Origin of the sequence: Burkholderia sp. SJZ089 (assembly GCF_007828315.1) — a bacterium.
GTDB lineage: Bacteria > Pseudomonadota > Gammaproteobacteria > Burkholderiales > Burkholderiaceae > Burkholderia > Burkholderia gladioli.
In genome coordinates this window covers 1-16,018 of record NZ_VIUM01000004.1, presented here as the reverse complement: position 1 = coordinate 16,018, position 16,018 = coordinate 1, and the positions used below count along the sequence as shown (strand labels likewise).

The 16,018-nt window shown below is 64.6% G+C and carries 12 protein-coding genes; 9 read left to right on the top strand and 3 right to left on the bottom strand.

What is annotated here, in order from left to right; all coding sequences use genetic code 11:
- Positions 1–90: 90 nt before the first annotated feature.
- Entirely contained in the window at positions 91–2,376 is a 2,286-nt protein-coding gene (locus FB600_RS08445; protein WP_098151890.1) for an NADP-dependent malic enzyme, read from the bottom strand.
- A 144-nt stretch (positions 2,377–2,520) separates the two neighbouring features.
- Between FB600_RS08445 and FB600_RS08440 the strand changes: the two genes are divergently transcribed.
- Positions 2,521–3,522 (top strand): LysR family transcriptional regulator, encoded by a 1,002-nt coding sequence (locus FB600_RS08440; protein WP_096750757.1) that lies wholly within the window; start codon positions 2,521–2,523, stop codon positions 3,520–3,522.
- A gap of 93 nt (positions 3,523–3,615) precedes the next feature.
- A complete protein-coding gene (locus FB600_RS08435; RefSeq protein WP_098182730.1) occupies positions 3,616–4,035 on the top strand; it encodes a cupin domain-containing protein in 420 nt (139 codons plus the stop codon).
- A 95-nt stretch (positions 4,036–4,130) separates the two neighbouring features.
- Here FB600_RS08435 and FB600_RS08430 read toward each other — a convergent pair whose 3' ends face one another.
- Positions 4,131–4,265: an entericidin A/B family lipoprotein gene (locus tag FB600_RS08430; protein ID WP_013689839.1), complete on the bottom strand. Its 135-nt coding sequence runs from the start codon at positions 4,263–4,265 to the stop codon at positions 4,131–4,133.
- Between the two features lie 250 nt (positions 4,266–4,515).
- Between FB600_RS08430 and FB600_RS08425 the strand changes: the two genes are divergently transcribed.
- Positions 4,516–5,808 carry an aspartate carbamoyltransferase gene (locus tag FB600_RS08425; protein ID WP_096750755.1) on the top strand — a complete coding sequence of 431 codons (1,293 nt, stop codon included), beginning with the start codon at positions 4,516–4,518 and terminating at the stop codon, positions 5,806–5,808.
- A gap of 46 nt (positions 5,809–5,854) precedes the next feature.
- On the opposite strand, the gene FB600_RS08420 is transcribed toward FB600_RS08425, so the two are convergent.
- A complete protein-coding gene (locus tag FB600_RS08420) occupies positions 5,855–6,424 on the bottom strand; it encodes a cysteine hydrolase family protein (protein WP_013689837.1) in 570 nt (189 codons plus the stop codon).
- Positions 6,425–6,585: 161 nt separating this feature from the next.
- Between FB600_RS08420 and FB600_RS08415 the strand changes: the two genes are divergently transcribed.
- The 6 genes from FB600_RS08415 to FB600_RS08390 all read left to right on the top strand — a co-directional run bounded on the left by FB600_RS08415 (position 6,586) and on the right by FB600_RS08390 (position 15,923).
- On the top strand, positions 6,586–8,457 hold the full coding sequence (locus FB600_RS08415; RefSeq protein WP_096750754.1) for a peptidoglycan D,D-transpeptidase FtsI family protein: 1,872 nt from the start codon (positions 6,586–6,588) through the stop codon (positions 8,455–8,457).
- Between the two features lie 295 nt (positions 8,458–8,752).
- Positions 8,753–11,209 carry a type VI secretion system Vgr family protein gene (locus FB600_RS08410; protein ID WP_145756533.1) on the top strand — a complete coding sequence of 819 codons (2,457 nt, stop codon included), beginning with the start codon at positions 8,753–8,755 and terminating at the stop codon, positions 11,207–11,209.
- Between the two features lie 13 nt (positions 11,210–11,222).
- A complete protein-coding gene (locus FB600_RS08405) occupies positions 11,223–11,966 on the top strand; it encodes a DUF4123 domain-containing protein (protein ID WP_160294831.1) in 744 nt (247 codons plus the stop codon).
- An 8-nt stretch (positions 11,967–11,974) separates the two neighbouring features.
- Complete coding sequence (locus tag FB600_RS08400; RefSeq protein WP_261383355.1) at positions 11,975–14,575, top strand: T6SS effector BTH_I2691 family protein; 2,601 nt, start codon at positions 11,975–11,977, stop codon at positions 14,573–14,575.
- A 2-nt stretch (positions 14,576–14,577) separates the two neighbouring features.
- Positions 14,578–15,666 (top strand): DUF6708 domain-containing protein, encoded by a 1,089-nt coding sequence (locus tag FB600_RS08395; protein WP_098182725.1) that lies wholly within the window; start codon positions 14,578–14,580, stop codon positions 15,664–15,666.
- Positions 15,663–15,923: a PAAR domain-containing protein gene (locus FB600_RS08390; protein ID WP_025101980.1), complete on the top strand. Its 261-nt coding sequence runs from the start codon at positions 15,663–15,665 to the stop codon at positions 15,921–15,923. Before FB600_RS08395 ends, FB600_RS08390 begins: the two co-directional genes overlap by 4 nt.
- The last annotated feature ends 95 nt before the right edge of the window (positions 15,924–16,018 follow it).

Genomic DNA, 16,018 nt, shown 5'->3' with positions numbered 1-16,018 from the left:
GCGCCGCGCAAGCAAAAAAGGCACCTCGGGCGGCGTGCTTGCACACATCGCCCGAGGTGCCTGTCATCCGGCCATTCAGCCGGCAGGGGTTCAGTCCCGATTCGCCTGCAGCACCGTGAGGGCCGTCATGTTGACGATCCGGCGCACGGTCGAGCTGGAGGTCAGCACGTTGACCGGCGCGTTGACGCCGAGCAGGAACGGCCCGACCGCCACGTTGCTGCCCGCGCTGGTCTTCAGCAGGTTGTAGGCGATGTTGCCGGCGTCCACGTTCGGGCAGACCAGCAGGTTGGCCTCGCCCTTGAGCCGCGAATGCGGCAGGATGCGCTGGCGCAGCGCCTCGTCGAGCGCGCAGTCGCCGTGCATCTCGCCCTCGATCTCGAGATCGGGCGCGCGCTCGCGCACCAGTTCCAGCACCTCGCGCATCTTCGCCCCCGAGGCCGAGCTGCCCGAGCCGAAGTTCGAGCGCGACAGCAGCGCCACCTTCGGCTGCAGGTTCAGCCAGGCCATCTGCGAGGCGGCCGAGACCGTGAATTCGGCGATCTGCTCGGCGTTCGGGTTGTCGTTGACGTGGGTGTCGACCAGGGCCACGGTGCGCTTGTCGAGCAGCAGGATGTTCATCGCCGCGTAGGTGCGCGCGCCGCGCTGCTTGCCGATCGCCTCGTCGACGAAGCGCAGGTGGTCGTGATAGGCGCCCACCGTGCCGCAGATCATCCCGTCCGCATCGCCGAGCCGCACCATCATCGCGCCGATCAGGGTCAGGCGGCGGCGCATCTCGACGCGCGCCATCTCCTTGGTGATGCCGTCGCGGCAGCGCAGCTCCCAGTAGGTGGTCCAGTATTGATGGAAGCGTTCGTCGTACTCGGGATTGGTGACTTCCACGTCCTCGCCCAGGCGCAGGCGCAGGCCGAACTTCTCGATGCGCGCCAGCAGCACCTCGGGCCGGCCGATCAGGATCGGCCGCGCCAGCTTCTCGTCGACGATCACCTGCACGGCGCGCAGCACGCGCTCCTCCTCGCCTTCGGCGAACACGATGCGGGTCTTCGCGCCGTCGCGCACGAACTGCTTGGCCGCCGCGAACAGCGGCTTCATGAAGGCGCCCGAGTGATAGACGAACTGCTGGAGCTGGTCCGTGTAGGCCGCGAAATCCGTGATCGGGCGCGTGGCCACGCCGTCCTCGATGGCCGCGCGGGCCACCGCCGGCGCGATGCGCAGGATCAGGCGCGAATCGAAGGGCTTGGGAATCAGGTACTTCGGCCCGAACGACAGGTCGTAGGCGCCGTAGGCGGCCGCCACCGCGTCGTTCGCCTCTTCCTGGGCGAGGCCGGCGATCGCGTGCACCGCCGCGATCTCCATGCGCCGCGTGATGGTGGTGGCGCCCACGTCGAGCGCGCCGCGGAAGATATACGGGAAGCACAGCACGTTGTTGACCTGGTTCGGGAAGTCCGAACGGCCGGTGGCGATCACCACGTCCTCGCGCGTGGCGTGAGCGAGCTCGGGGAAGATTTCCGGCGTCGGGTTCGCGAGCGCCAGGATCAGCGGATTGGCAGCCATCTTCCTGAGCATCGCGGCGCTCAGCACGCCGCCGGCCGACAGGCCGAGGAACACGTCGGCGCCCTCGATCACCTCGTCGAGCGTGCGCGCCGAGGTGTCCTGCGCGAAGCGCGCCTTGTCCGGATCCATCAGCGTGGCGCGGCCCTGGTAGACCACGCCCTCGATGTCGGTGGCCCAGACGTTCTCGATCGGCAGGCCCAGGTCGACCATCAGGTCCAGGCAGGCCAGTGCCGCGGCGCCCGCGCCCGAGGTGACCACCTTGACCTGCTTGATATCCTTGCCGACCACCTTCAGGCCGTTGATGAAGGCCGCGCTCACCGTGATCGCGGTGCCGTGCTGGTCGTCGTGGAAGACCGGGATCTTCATGCGCTCGCGCAGCTTGCGCTCCACCGTGAAGCACTCGGGCGCCTTGATGTCCTCGAGGTTGATGCCGCCGAAGGTGGCTTCCAGGCTGGCGATGATGTCGACCAGCTTGTCCGGGTCGGATTCGGTGATCTCGATGTCGAACACGTCGATCCCGGCGAACTTCTTGAACAGCACCGCCTTGCCTTCCATCACCGGCTTGGAGGCCAGCGCGCCGATGTTGCCCAGACCCAGCACCGCGCTGCCGTTGGTGATCACGCCCACCAGGTTGCCGCGGCTGGTGTAGCTGAAGGCGTTGGCGGGATCGGCCGCGATCTCCTCGCAGGCCGCCGCCACGCCCGGCGTGTAGGCCAGCGCCAGGTCGCGCTGCGTGACCAGCGGCTTGCTCGCGGTCACGGAAATCTTCCCCGGGGTCGGGAACTGGTGGTATTCCAGGGCGGCCTGGCGGTCGGTCTTGTTCATCGTCTCCACTCGCGGTGTTGGCGCCGGGCCTGTCCCGGCGGCTTGGGCATATCGAGGAAGCGATTCTAGGCAGCCGCAATCGGCGCCCTATTTTGAATTAGTATGGGCGCATCACGTTTTCATAATGACCAGGAAGCCGGCACCGTGGCCTTCGATACGGAAGAGGTGATCCGGCGGCTCAGCAGCCGCCTGAAGATCCGCCATCTGATCCTGCTGCTGCAGATCCGCCAGCACGGCTCGCTCACGCGCGTGGCCGAGCAGATGGCCAGCAGCCAGCCGGCCGTCACCAATGCGCTGGCCGAGCTGGAGGGCATGTTCGGCGGCCCGCTGTTCGAGCGCAGCTCGCGCGGCATGACGCCCACCGCGCTCGGCAAGGTGGTGCTGGCGCGCGCCCAGGCCATGCTGCACGACCTCGACCATCTGACGCGCGATATCGAGGCGGTGGTGGCCGGGCATGCCACCCGCATCCATATCGGCGTGATTCCCTTCATCTCGGGCAGGACCCTGGCCGCGGCGATCCGCCAGACCCAGGCCGAGGTGCCGCAGCGCCTGACCATGACGATCCACGAAGGCACCAGCGAGCAGTTGATCGCGCAGTTGCGCGAGCACCAGCTCGACGTGGTGATCGCGCGCGCCACCTCCACCGTCGACCTGGCCGAGCTGCACTTCGAGGTGGTCCACCAGCAGAAGCCGCGCCTCATCGCCAGCCGCCGGCTGGCCGCCCGGCTCGCGCGCAACAAGCTCAACTGGCAGAAGCTGGTGGAGCTGGACTGGATCCTCGGCGCGCCGCACACGCCGATCCGCGAGCAGATCTCCGACCTGTTCCTGCGCGCCGGCGTGGCGCCGCCGGTGCCGATCGTCGAAAGCTATTCGTCACGCCTGATCGGCGAGATCCTCGCCTCCAACGAGAACGCCGTCTCGATCGTGCCGGCCGATATCGCCGAGGAACTGGTGCATATCGCCGGCGTGGCGATCGTCCCCTACACGCTCGACTGGACCCTGCCGCCGGTCGCGATCCTGACGCGCGACGGCGCGCCGCGCGAGGTGGACACGCTGCTCGCCCGCGCCCTGCGCGCGCTCTACCAGGAGCCCGAGGCCGGCAAGCCGGCGGCGGCCGAGGCGCTGGCGCGCCGCGAGGACGACTGAAGCCGCGGCCGCCGCGCGCTTCAATTATTTACAAGCGGCGCGCGCCATCCGGGCTTAAGCTGGGTTTCCCCATCCCAACCACAGGAACCCGGCATGAGCTCGTATGCCACCGGCGACAGCCCCAACCCTCCCGCCGCCACGCGCGGCCAATCCGTCACGATCCCGCTGCTCGACAAGGCCGGCCGCGTCGACGGCCACTGGCAGCCGCGCGTGATCGCGGAAATGAACGACTATCAGTTCAAGGTGGCGAAGCTGCTCGGCGACTTCGTCTGGCACAGCCACGCCGATACCGACGAGACCTTCCTGGTGCTCGAGGGCGAGTTGCGCATCGCCCTGCGCGACGGCGAGATCGTGCTGCGCGCCGGCGAGATGGCGGTGGTGCCGCGCGGCGTCGAGCACAAGCCGTATGCGGCCGCCGAGGTGCGGGTGCTGCTGATCGAGCCGCGCGGCGTGGTCAATACCGGCGACGGCGACAAGCTCGCGCGCACCGCGCCGAACGACGTCTGGATCTGAGCCCGCTCCGGACACGCGGCGGCGCCCCAAGTAAAACGGGCTGCCCGCAGGCAGCCCGTCGATGATCGCGATGCGCGCCTGGCGGCGTGCGATGCTTATTTGGCCTTTTCGGCCGTGTTCGAGATGGCCTGGCCGCCACTCGAAATATCCTGGCCAGCGCCGGCGATCGTGTTGCAGCCGGCGAGCGCAGCGGTCAGGATCAGCAGAACTGCGGCAATCGAACGAGTCATGGTGATTCTCCTTGGAAGTCGGGCCCGAGCGTAGCGGGCACATCGAACCTTGTCGAACGGCCGCCACCCCTGACGGGGCGGGGACTGGTCCCGATTATACAAATGCCGCGAAACGCCGCCAGCAAATGATTGAGAGGCGTGGCGGCCGAGGCACAGCCGATGCTAGCCCGAAATCGGGCGCGGCGGCGCTTGACTTTGACAGGCGGCGAACTATTATACGCATCGCGTATATTTCAAGACCGAGCCCGCCATGACCGTTCCCCAGCAAGCCTTCCTGCGCGACGCCATGCGCCGCCTCAACATGACCCGCGAAGCCTTCGCGAACCGCATCGGCGTGAGCCGCCGGGCGCTGGATACCTGGCTGCTGCCCGACGATTCGCAGGAATCGCGCTCGATGCCGGAGATCGTCGAGCGCTATGTGAGCGAGATCGTCGAACGGACCGGGGGCGAGGCCAACCATACGCAGAGCGTAGATAAGAACTCCTTGAGCAGCCAGATCCTGTTCGAGGGCCGCCCGCAGTTGCTGTCGGTCGACCAGTTCTCGCGCGATTCGGTCGAGGCGCTGTTCCGGGTGGCCGACGTGATGCAGCCGATCGCGCGCCGCCGCAAGATCTCGCGGGTGCTGGAAGGCGCCGTGCTCGGCAACCTGTTCTTCGAGGCCAGCACGCGCACCCGCGTGTCGTTCGGCGCGGCCTTCTGCCGGCTCGGCGGCTCGGTCTGCGACACCACCGGCTTCACCTTCTCCTCGATGGCCAAGGGCGAATCGATCCACGACACCAGCCGCGTGATGGCCGGCTACGTGGACGCGCTGGTGATCCGCCATCCCGAGCAGGGCTCGGTGGCCGAGTTCGCGCGCGCCATCAACCTGCCGGTGATCAACGGCGGCGACGGCCCCGGCGAGCACCCCAGCCAGGCCCTGCTCGACCTCTACACGATCCAGCGCGAGTTCTCGCGGCTCGGCAAGATCGTCGACGGCTCGCACATCGCCTTCGTCGGCGATCTCAAGTACGGCCGCACGGTACATTCGCTGGTCAAGCTGCTGGCGCTCTATCGCGGCATCCGCTTCACCCTGGTGGCGCCGCCCACGCTGGAGATGCCGCGCTACATCGTCGAGCAGATCTCGCGCAACGGCCATGTGATCGAGGAAACCTCCGAGCTCGCCAAGGGGCTGGCCGGCGCCGACGTGGTGTATGCCACGCGGATCCAGAAGGAGCGCTTCACCGACGAATCCTTCGAGGGCTACACGCCCGACTTCCAGATCAACCAGGCGCTGATGGATACCGTCTGCGGGCGCGACACGCTGATCATGCACCCGCTGCCGCGCGACAGCCGGCCCGGCGCGAACGACCTGTCGATCGACCTGAACCGCGATCCGCGGCTGGCGATCTTCCGCCAGACCGACAACGGGATCCCGGTGCGCATGGCGATCTTCGCCGTGCTGCTCGGCGTCGATCACCTGGTGCAGCACTCGATGCGCGACGCGACCTGGCGGCCGCCGGTCTATCTCGGGCCGGAGGATGCGGTGTTCCACGGCATCGATTGAGGGGAAACGGTGGGCGGCACCTCGATCGAGGCGCCGGCTCGCGGGCTCAGCTCAGCGCGAGCAGCGCGGCGGTGTCCAGGATGCACGCGTAGTCCATCGCCAGATTGGCCAGCGACAGCGCCTGGATCTCCTCGGCGCGCCAGAGGCGCCCGTCCAGGTCGTGGCGGTCGAAGGTATAGGTGGCGTCGGCCACCACGATGGTCGAGAAACCGAGATTGCCGGCCGTGCGCGCGGTCGATTCGACCGAATTGTTGGTAATGCCGCCCACCACCACCAATTGCCCGATCGCCTGGCGGTGCAGCCATGGCGCCAGTTCGCCGGACGTGAAGGCGTCGGGCACCTGCTTGTCGAGCACCTGCTCACCCGCCCGCGGCAGGAAGGCCGGCTGGAATTCCACGCCCGGCTGGCCGGGCCGAAACACCGAATCGGCCTCGCGCGAGAGGTGCCGCACGTGAACCACGGTGCGGCCGGTCTCGCGCCAACGCGCGAGCAAGCCGGCGATGCGCGCCTCCGCCTCGGGATGATTGCGGCGGCCCAGCCGCGGCTCGCGGATACCCTGCTGCAGGTCGATCAGCAGCAGCGCCGCATTGGGCTCGAGTCGAACGACGGCCTGCACGGAACCTCCGACGATGGAACGGGCTTCGATTCTAGCCTCGCCCCCCTCCTCCCCCGCACCAAAAAAACCACGCTTGCCCCGCTTTTCTCACGCCCCACCTCGATATTCATTACAATTCGCCTATCATTTCTTTCAATTTCGAAATCGCCGCCGCGCCGCCCATGACGCAGAAAAACCAGTCGAAGCACGCCGATCCCTATCTCGCCGTCGCGCGCAGCCCGATGCTCGGGTCGAGCCTGCCGATGTGGCGATCGAAATTCGTCGTGATCCTGATCTTTCTCGCGTTCGCCGCGCTGATCGCGCGGGCCTTCTGGGTGCAGGTGGCGAACCAGGACTTCTATCTCGGCCAGGGCGAGAAGCGCTACCAGCGCACCATCGAGCTCGACGCGATGCGCGGCCGGATCGTCGACCGCAACGGCGCGATGCTGGCCGTCAGCCTCAACACCTACGAAATCTGGGCCAATCCCAAGCAGGTCGATTCGGCCGCCTACGGCCCGCTCGCCAAGCTGCTCGAGATGCCGGCGGCCGAGGTCAAAAGGCGCTTGTCGGTCGACAAGCAGTTCGTGCTGCTCAAGCGGCAGATCGATCCCGAAACCGCCGCGCGCCTCGACAAGCTCGACCTCGCCGGCATTACCCAGATCGCCGATTCCAAGCGCTTCTACCCGGAAGGCGAATCGGCCGCCCACGTGGTGGGCTTCACGAATATCGAGGATCGCGGCCAGGAAGGCGTGGAGCTGGCCGCCAACGGCCTGCTGCTGGGCACCGCCGGCCAGCGCGAGGTGATCCGCGACCGGCTCGGCCGGATCATCTCCGACACGCGTCCGCAGGTGCCGGCGCGCCACGGCGCCACCGTCGAGCTGACCATCGACCGCCGCGTGCAGCAGCTCGCCAATGCGCAACTGAAGGCGGCGGTGCTCGCCAATCACGCGCAGGCCGGCAGCGTGGTGGTGCTCGACGCGCGCTCGGGCGAGATCCTCGCGCTCGCCAACTACCCCACCTTCGATCCCAACGACCGCAGCCGCCTGACCGGCGCGCAGTTGCGCAACCGCGCCGTGATCGACACCTTCGAGCCGGGCTCGACGGTCAAGCCGCTGGTGGTGGCGCTGTCGATCGACGAAGGCAAGGTGCGCCCGCAAAGCCTCGTCAACACGTCGCCCGGCACCTGGAAGATCGGCCCCGCCGTGATCCACGACACCTCGAACCACGGCACGCTGACGGTTGCCCAGGCGCTGCAGAAGTCGAGCAACGTCGCGCTCGCCAAGCTGTCGCTGAACCTGTCCGCGCAAACCATCTGGGACAAGTACCAGGAATACGGCATCGGCCATGCGCCGGACCTGACCTTCCCCGGCGTCGCCTCGGGGCGGCTGCGCCCCTACCAGCGCTGGCGCCCGATCGAGCAGGCCACCATGGCCTATGGCTACGGGCTGTCGATGTCGCTGCTGCAGATCGCGCAGATGTACACCGCCTACGCCGGCGACGGCACGCTCCACCCGGTGCGCCTGCTGCGCGACGACCAGGCTCCCGCCCTGCAGGGGCATCGCGTGACGCGGCCGGAAACGGCCGCCGCGATCCGCTCGATGCTGGAGATGGCGGTGGGCGAAGGCGGCACCGGGCGCGCGGCGCGCGTCGACGGTTATCGCGTCGGCGGCAAGACCGGCACCGCGCGCAAGCAGGTCGGCGCCTCCTATGCGCAGGGCAAGTACCGCGCGCTGTTCGCCGGCATGGCGCCGATGAGCGACCCGCGCGTGATCGTCGCCGTGATGATCGACGAGCCGAGCGGCAAGGGGTATTACGGCGGCACCGTGGCCGGGCCGGTGTTCTCTTCCGTGATGGGCGGCACGCTGCAGTTGCTCGGGGTGCCGCCGGATGCGCCGGTCAAGCCGGACGCGGTGAAGCAAGCCAGCGGCGCGCGGCCGGCCGCGCCGGGCAAGCCGGCGGCACGGCCCGCGGTGCGTCCCGCGCCGGCCATGGTGACGCAACGCGTGATCGACTCCGTGGCCAGCCAGGAAAAAACAGCCGCGCCGCGATCCTGAAAGCCTGAACCGGGTTCATTCATACCCGGTCGATTGCATGCCTCGATTGCCTATCCAAAATAAAATCAACCCGGCATTGATCGCGCAATCGGAATCCGCATTCTGATTCTTCATATATCGGCGATTCTCGCTTCCTGATAAAGCCGGGCATTTTCTGATATTTCGATATCCGATCGATACGATCGGCCGCATGGCATTGCCTGCCCGCCATGGCTATATTCCCTCGCACATCAAGCTCATGACGCTGCCGTAGCGTTTATCGAAGCGCCGGCTCGAGGGACAGGCCATTATCCTTATGTCGAATTCCAAGCACGACCTGACAAGACTGGCGCTCGATTTCCAGCATAATCGTCTGTTGCGATTCGAATTCGACGGCGAGGCGCCTTATCCGCTTCTGCTGGCGAATCGCATCGACGGCACGGAATCGTTGTCGCGCGATTTTCAATTCACGATCGAAATCCTTTCCGATCATGCCGCACTGCCTGCCCGGGATTTCATCGGCAGGAAGGTCACGCTCGGCCTGCTGCGCGGCGACGGCAGCCAGCGTTATTTCAACGGCCATATCTTTTCGTTCCGGCAGCTCGGCAGCGACGGCGCCTGTGCCTTCTACGAAGCGGTGATCGGGCCGTGGCTGCGCTACCTGAGATACGGCCGGCACAACCGCCTGTTCCTCGACCGCAACCTGCGGCGCCAGACCGAAGCCGTGTTCGAGGATTACGGCATCCTGCCCGATTGGGCCTGGCATGTCGGCGAGGACGATCCGCCGGTGAAGATGGCCTGCCAGTTCGGCGAACACGATCACAACTATGTGCATCGGCGCTGGGAACAGGCGGGGTTGCGCTACGGGTACGAGCATCGCGAGAACGGGCATCGGCTGATCGTCACCGATCCAGGCCGTCCCGCGCCGCCGATCGACGGCGATACCCACGAGATCCGCTTTCACAGCGGCATCGGCGCGCAGGAAGCGGACAGCATCCTGAGCTGGTCGCCATTCCAGCAAACCACCTCCACGCACGCGGAACTTTCTCGTTTCGACTTCAAATCCCCGCTTCCCACCCACGTCCGGAGCAGCCTGCAAACGGATGCCACCCTGCCCATTCTCGAATGGAACGAATACGCGGGCGCGCATGGCTATCGCAACATGGAGCACGGCTATCAGCTCGTGAATCGTCGGATCGAAGAAATCGGCACGACGATCCAGCGCGTCGAGGCTAGCGGCAACAACCGCTTCGTGATGCCCGGCCGATGGTTCAGGCTCACCGATCACCATGGCCTGGCATTGAGCCGAGATCCTCGGGATGACGAATACCTGATCGTGTCGGTGCGCCACCTCGCGACCAACAACTACCTGCAAGGCACCGGCCAGCCCGCGGAATACCGCAACGAATTCACCTGCGTGAGCAAGACCACGCCGTGGCGGCCGGGGCGCGGCTTCAACAGCGTCGATACCCGGATCCTCGCGCCGCAGACCGCCACCGTCGTCGGTCCATCGGGCACCAGCATTCATACGGACGAGCACGCTCGCGTGCTGATCCGCTTTCATTGGGATCGCGATGGCAAATACACGGCCTGGGTGCGCGTGGCCAGCGCCTGGGCGGGCGGTGCCCAGGGGCTCGCGGCGCTGCCGCGCATCGGCTCCGAGGTGGTCGTGCAATGGCTGGACGGCAACCCGGATCACCCGATCGTCACCGGGCGCGTGATGAATGCGCACAATCCGCCCGCCTGGAAGCTGCCGGAACAGCAGGCGCTGATGGGTATTCGCAGCCGCGAACTCGATGGCGCCGACGGCAATGCCTCGATGGGCCGCAGCAATCACCTGGTTTTCGACGATACCGCCCAGGCACTTCAGGCGCAGCTTCGCTCCGACCATGCCGCCAGCCAGTTGTCGCTCGGCAAGCTCACGCGGATCGAGGACTGGCATGGGCGGCAGGACGCCCGCGGCGAAGGGTTCGAGCTGCGCACCGACGAAGTGGGCGCGATCCGCAGCGGCAAGGGCATGCTGATCAGCACGGAGATGCGGCCGCAAGGGCGAGGGCACCTGTCCGACGTCAGCGAGCCGGCTTCACGCTTGACGAAGGCGCGGACGCTGCAGGGTCAATTGGGCGGGCTTGCGAGGCAGCACGAGGCGCAGGACGGCGATGCCGATCAGGCGAAGGTGGCCGATGCGCTCGAGTCGCAGGTGCAAGGCATTCGTGGCGCGGGATCGCCCGGCAACGGCGACTTTCCCGAACTGGACGACGCACAGTTGCTGCTGGCGGGCGCCGCCGGCATCGCCGTCACCACGCCGGGAACGACTCATGTCGCGGCGGGTCGGCACGTGGCGATAACGGCCGGCGACACGATGGCCGTTGCCGCCGGCAAATCGCTCCTGGCGAGTGTTTCGGACAGGTTCTCGGTGTTCGTCCATCGCATGGGCATGAGGCTGGTCGCCGCCAGCGGCCAGGTACGGATCGAGGCGCAGAACGACGATCTTGAGTTGCTGGCCAGGAAGGTGGTCGCGATCGTCAGCACGACGGACTGGATCACCCTCACCGCGAAGCAGGGCATTCGCTTGACGGCGGGAGGTAGCCAGCTGGAAGTCAGCGCGAAGGGGATCGTCGGTTATACGGCCGGCGAGAACCTGATCCACGCAAGCAGCCACGATACGGCCGCCGGGCAAAACATCCCGACGCGGTTTCCCGGCAAGGACCTGTGCGCGCATCTCGCCGTTGACGCAGGTCGCGCAGGCTCGTCCTCGATCGTGCTGACTTGATGGGAGCATGGATATGAACCCTCCTCTCATGCAGCCGGTAAGCGATCTCACGAACGGGCTCACGCGCGGGTTTCTGTTGATCGACCCCAGCACCTGCGGCCATGCGCCGGACATCGCCGCACTCGACGGACATGCCTGCACGCCACGCATCCTGGCTCACCGCGAAGAGTGGATGCCGAAGCTGGTGGATCTCGCCACCTTGAACGACGACGTCCGGATGCTGGCGGGTCGCTACCTGCTTGGGCGGCTCCATGCCGACCAGCCGCCCGCAATCTGCGCGTGGCTCGACAGCGAAGCGTCTGTCGACGTGATCGCCCGGCATATCGCGCATCACCTCGTCGGGCCGGGCATCGGCGGCCAATCCGTTTTCTGGCGCTTCCACGATCCACGTGTGTTCAGTCTGGCGCTCGCGATACTCGACCCAACACAACGACGGGCGCTACTCGGGCCGGTGAAATCGTGGACGTTTCCATGGGCAGGCCATGGCTGGCGCGTCGAGGCCGGCCAGTTCGTTCATGAATCCGTCGACAGCCCAGCCGGCTGGCCCCGGCCGGATCAGTGGCCTCGTATCGATCGCAGCGAAATGGCCGATGAAGTCTGCTATCGGCTCGCCGGCCTGGGCAGTGCTCAGGCCGCTCGCTTGCCTGCCATCGTGGATGAGCTCTTTCAAGAAGCGCTGAATCAAGGTCTCGTCGCGTCACACGAGTTCGTGACGTTCGCGCTTCAGCGCCTGCCACACGATTTCAAGCTCGCTTGAGCCCTGCCATGCCTTTCGAAACCACTCCAGAGGACCTTTCCATGCCCACGCTTAGCGGCTGCCCGCTGTGCGACCGACAGTCGCTTCTGATCTACCCCGTTCGTTATGCAATCGCATGCCCGCGCGGCGCCTCCAAAGCGCCGGCCTTGACCGGACATTTCCGAATCGACGAGCGCGCGCCGCAATCCGTTTCCACAGCCAAGTACACCTTGCGCGCATTGCGCGCCGGCTATCTCTACACCTACGACGAGAAACGCAAGCTCCTGCGTGCCTACATGGTGATCGAAAACGGCATGCTCTGGCGTTTCCCTCCCGGCATCGCGCCGCCGGCCGGCGATGCTCCCGAGCGCTTCATTGAACAGGCTTGCCCGGCGAGCGACACGGCTTATGAATCGTATGGCCGCTGCGTGGATGTGCTGCATACCCCGGGCAGCGACGAGGCGACCAAGCTCTGGATCGGCTGGTCCAACGTGCGTTGGACGCGAGAGCTCGTCTTCAAGAAGATCGAGAGCGAGGCGTGGCGCAAGCAGCACATGCAATGCATCGATATCCCGGCCATGCTCGCCGGCAATGCATGCGACACGGGAGAGTTTCAAGCGTCGCATCGGCAGATCGCGCATTTCGCGATGGACGACCAGGCGATGACGGAGGCTTTCTCGTTCAGCAATCAGCCTGTCAAGTACGAGACGCTCGCGCGCCGCAGCCAGGTGGCCAAACGTATCGGCGACGCGATGGCGGAATCGCCGAACAAGAAAGGTTTCGTGGTCGCGGTCAATGATCCGCTGGGCATCACCAACGATCTCGCGGAATTGACGGTTCCCAGCCTGCATAACGGCTTCGACGAGCAGATCTACTGGAAATCCATCTCGGCACGGCTTCTGGAGCGCGCGGAAGCCGGCATTCGCGCCAACGCGCGAGCTACGGCCGGCTTGACGTATGGCGTGTCAAAAGCGATTGCGGAGGCCAACGCCGTCAACACGAAGATCGGTCGCCCAGTATCGGCGGATGCAATGGGAGCTTTTCATGTGCTGCGCCGGTGGATCAAGACAGGAAGCCTCGAGAAGGCCGTGAAAGAGGAAACGAAGAAAGCGAGCGATATTCCCGCAACCCAGGAGGATGCGGCCAACGAGGCTTGGGAGGAGGCTTCGACCAGGGTTGGTGCGGACGGAAAGCGAGTCAGCGTGATCGACACGGAGGCGCTGAAGCGCTTCCCGCAGGAATACCAGCAAGCGCTCGACGCGTTCAGGCCAACATGGGAAGCCCTCGTGCAGGCTCATGCCGATTGGTTGAAATCGCTGCTGCTGGCCGAATGGATGGCAGGCAACCATGACATGAAGGACTTGCGCAGCGGTTATGCCTACAGCGAATCCTGCGCGCAGGCGATCGGCGCCGCCGCAGGTACCGAAGCCTGCAAGAAGGTGCTCGACGACTGGCTGAACGGCCAGGCTTCGGATATCAGGAATCTGTATGCGCGGGCCCTGATGTTCAATCATGAGCAGTTGATGAAGGCGGCGGACGCGCATGTCCATGCCTCGGATATTCCGTACGAAAACTTCCTGAATATCTACAAGCTGGCCTTCGATCAGATCAAGGATCTGAGCCAGGCCGACAACTTGCGTGACAGGCTCGTGATCACGACGGCCAATCAGGTCGTGGACGTATTGACGAAAGCGGCGCGTAGTTCCGCGGTGGGTTTCATCACGATCCGCCTGGCGATGCAATCGGGTGTTCGGATCAAGCGATCGGCAGCCAGCAAGCTCGCGATACGTGATTGGACGCTGGAACAGGTCAAGACGCTGGGGGTGAAGCTCGATGGCGATCGGACCAGCCAAAGGGCAGCCGCCACGCAGGTCGGCAAGCAGGTTCTGAGGGCGGCGCCTGCGACGGATATGAATATCGTCGCGTACGAGATGGACGTCGATACGTTGGTGAAGAACGGGAAACTCGAGGCCGGCGCGATCAAGGCGATCAGGGTGCCTGGGGTGGATGCGACAAAGAGGTGGCTGGGGTCGTCCGCGGATTTCAATCTCGGCGTCGTGACGATGATTTTCCAGGTAGTGACGCTGACATTCGCGGCCAAGGAGTGGGAGGGGCGTGATCAGTTCAATCACGACGAAGCGGAATTGAAGCTTGCCGCCGCTGTTGTGTCGATTCTTGGAACGGTTATCGAAACGGCTTCGATAACGATCGTGAAAGCGCCTGCTCATCCGCTATCGACGTTCATTATGAAGCAGTGGGCGGGGGCGAGTGAGTGGGCCGAAATAGGCACTCGTATTGGCCGTGGACTAGGCATCCTTGGTGGACTCGCACTTGCCGCTTACGACGTATTAAAAAAAGCGCCGAGCGCTAAAAAAAGAGGCAATACCACATTGGCCGCGCTATATGTCACAAGCGGCATCCTCAGCAGCTACATTGCACTCGCACCGTTTTTCAGCTCATTATATTTTTGGCCCGCCCTGATCACATCAATCTTGATCGCAATTACGATTTCACACCATAATTCCTCGGCGATAAAAAATTGGCTATCTCGATGCAAATTTAGCCAAGGCGATCACTACACAACACTGGATAATGAATTAAACGCATTCAATTTATCAATAGGAGATTGACAATGGACGAACGAGTGATGCGAAAATTAATTGGAAAACCAATACCAGAATGGGACATCTCCCACAGACTTAAAATTAATCAGACATTCGGGCCAAACACCCAGGATTTTGGAACAGTATTCCAAATTAACTCACGATTCATGGACGTTACTGAGCCATCATTTCTTGAAAAGCAGTGGTTCATCACCGGTGTTGCAGTCGCATTTTTGTCGATGGGAATTGGTCCATATGTTTACAGTTTTACACATGCCGACGGCTCTTCAGGCGATTTCATCATGGATTGTCTGGCTATAGCTGCCGTCGTCATATTCGGCCGAATTGTGTTGAAACTTGGCCGAGGCCTGTTCTTTGGTGTTTGTCGCCGCCCCATTCGCTTTCATCGTGAAACCCGCAAACTCTACGCAATACACTCGAGACGGTATTTTTTAAAATCTACCAAGGGCGACATCGTCTGGGAAGCCCCATGGTCGACCGAATCGATCTTTTGCCTACACCGGGAACGCACGTCGTTCGGCACCATTTTCCACATCCGACACTACACGCTCGACGACAACGGTAACGTCGCACGCGTATTCTCGATCGGCCGCGAGTGGACGGGCTACGGTCAAATCGGGATGGCTCTCGCTCAATGGAACTACTGGTGCGCCTACATGAACGATGGCCCTGGCGATCTACCGAAGCCCATGTTGTTCCACACCCAACAAGAAACACTGCGCGAAGCCTTCCTGTTCTCGCTCTACAGCTTCGGCTTGCGCGCCCCGGCCATCGTCCGGCTGCTGATGATGCCGCACATCCTGGTCTTCACCGTCATGCGCGTGCTTGCCAACGCGACCTGCCGCGATCCCATCTGGCCCGAATCAATCGAACGCATCTCGCAGATCGCCCCCGACGACCCTTATGCCGAACCGCGCCCCGGCACCCCCGTCGGCTGGGGCGACACCATCCTCGCCCAACAACGCGGCGAATACCCCGACAACCCCCAAGCCCCCGTCAAGGACTGGAAGGGCGAAATGGACGAGCAAAAAAACGCCGCGGCCTGGCTCGAAAACCCCGCCGCCGCAGCCCGCCGAACCGCACGAGGTCGACCATGAAAGACGAAAACGGACGAGGCGTCATCCGTCTGCACGACCGAACCACCCACGGCGGCCAAGTCATCACCGCCAGCAGGGACCTGCGCGTCTTGGGCCTTCCCGTCGCGCTGGCGAACGATCTCACCGAATGCCCGATCTGCCACGGCCAGTTCCGGATCCTGCCGGAAAACAGCACTCGTCGGCATCACGGCGTCGCCGTCGCGTTCGACAACGACCCGACCGAATGCGGTGCCCGCCTGATCTCCTCGCTCGCCTAGCAGGCCGTTGAAATACCCATCGACTGGACTCGGACGTTTCCCGCAGATGGCATGAATTCGCTCAACGGCTTCGCGATGCGTTTCATCGAGCCGAA

Bases quoted from the DNA above. Each gene is read 5' to 3' on its own strand.
- FB600_RS08445 (WP_098151890.1), bottom strand. From the start codon at position 2,376: ATGAACAAGACCGACCGCCAGGCCGCCCTGGAATACCACCAGTTCCCG.
- FB600_RS08435 (WP_098182730.1), top strand. From the start codon at position 3,616: ATGAGCTCGTATGCCACCGGCGACAGCCCCAACCCTCCCGCCGCCACG.
- FB600_RS08430 (WP_013689839.1), bottom strand. From the start codon at position 4,265: ATGACTCGTTCGATTGCCGCAGTTCTGCTGATCCTGACCGCTGCGCTC.
- FB600_RS08425 (WP_096750755.1), top strand. From the start codon at position 4,516: ATGACCGTTCCCCAGCAAGCCTTCCTGCGCGACGCCATGCGCCGCCTC.
- FB600_RS08415 (WP_096750754.1), top strand. From the start codon at position 6,586: ATGACGCAGAAAAACCAGTCGAAGCACGCCGATCCCTATCTCGCCGTC.
- FB600_RS08410 (WP_145756533.1), top strand. From the start codon at position 8,753: ATGTCGAATTCCAAGCACGACCTGACAAGACTGGCGCTCGATTTCCAG.
- FB600_RS08405 (WP_160294831.1), top strand. From the start codon at position 11,223: ATGAACCCTCCTCTCATGCAGCCGGTAAGCGATCTCACGAACGGGCTC.
- FB600_RS08400 (WP_261383355.1), top strand. From the start codon at position 11,975: ATGCCTTTCGAAACCACTCCAGAGGACCTTTCCATGCCCACGCTTAGC.
- FB600_RS08395 (WP_098182725.1), top strand. From the start codon at position 14,578: ATGGACGAACGAGTGATGCGAAAATTAATTGGAAAACCAATACCAGAA.
- FB600_RS08390 (WP_025101980.1), top strand. From the start codon at position 15,663: ATGAAAGACGAAAACGGACGAGGCGTCATCCGTCTGCACGACCGAACC.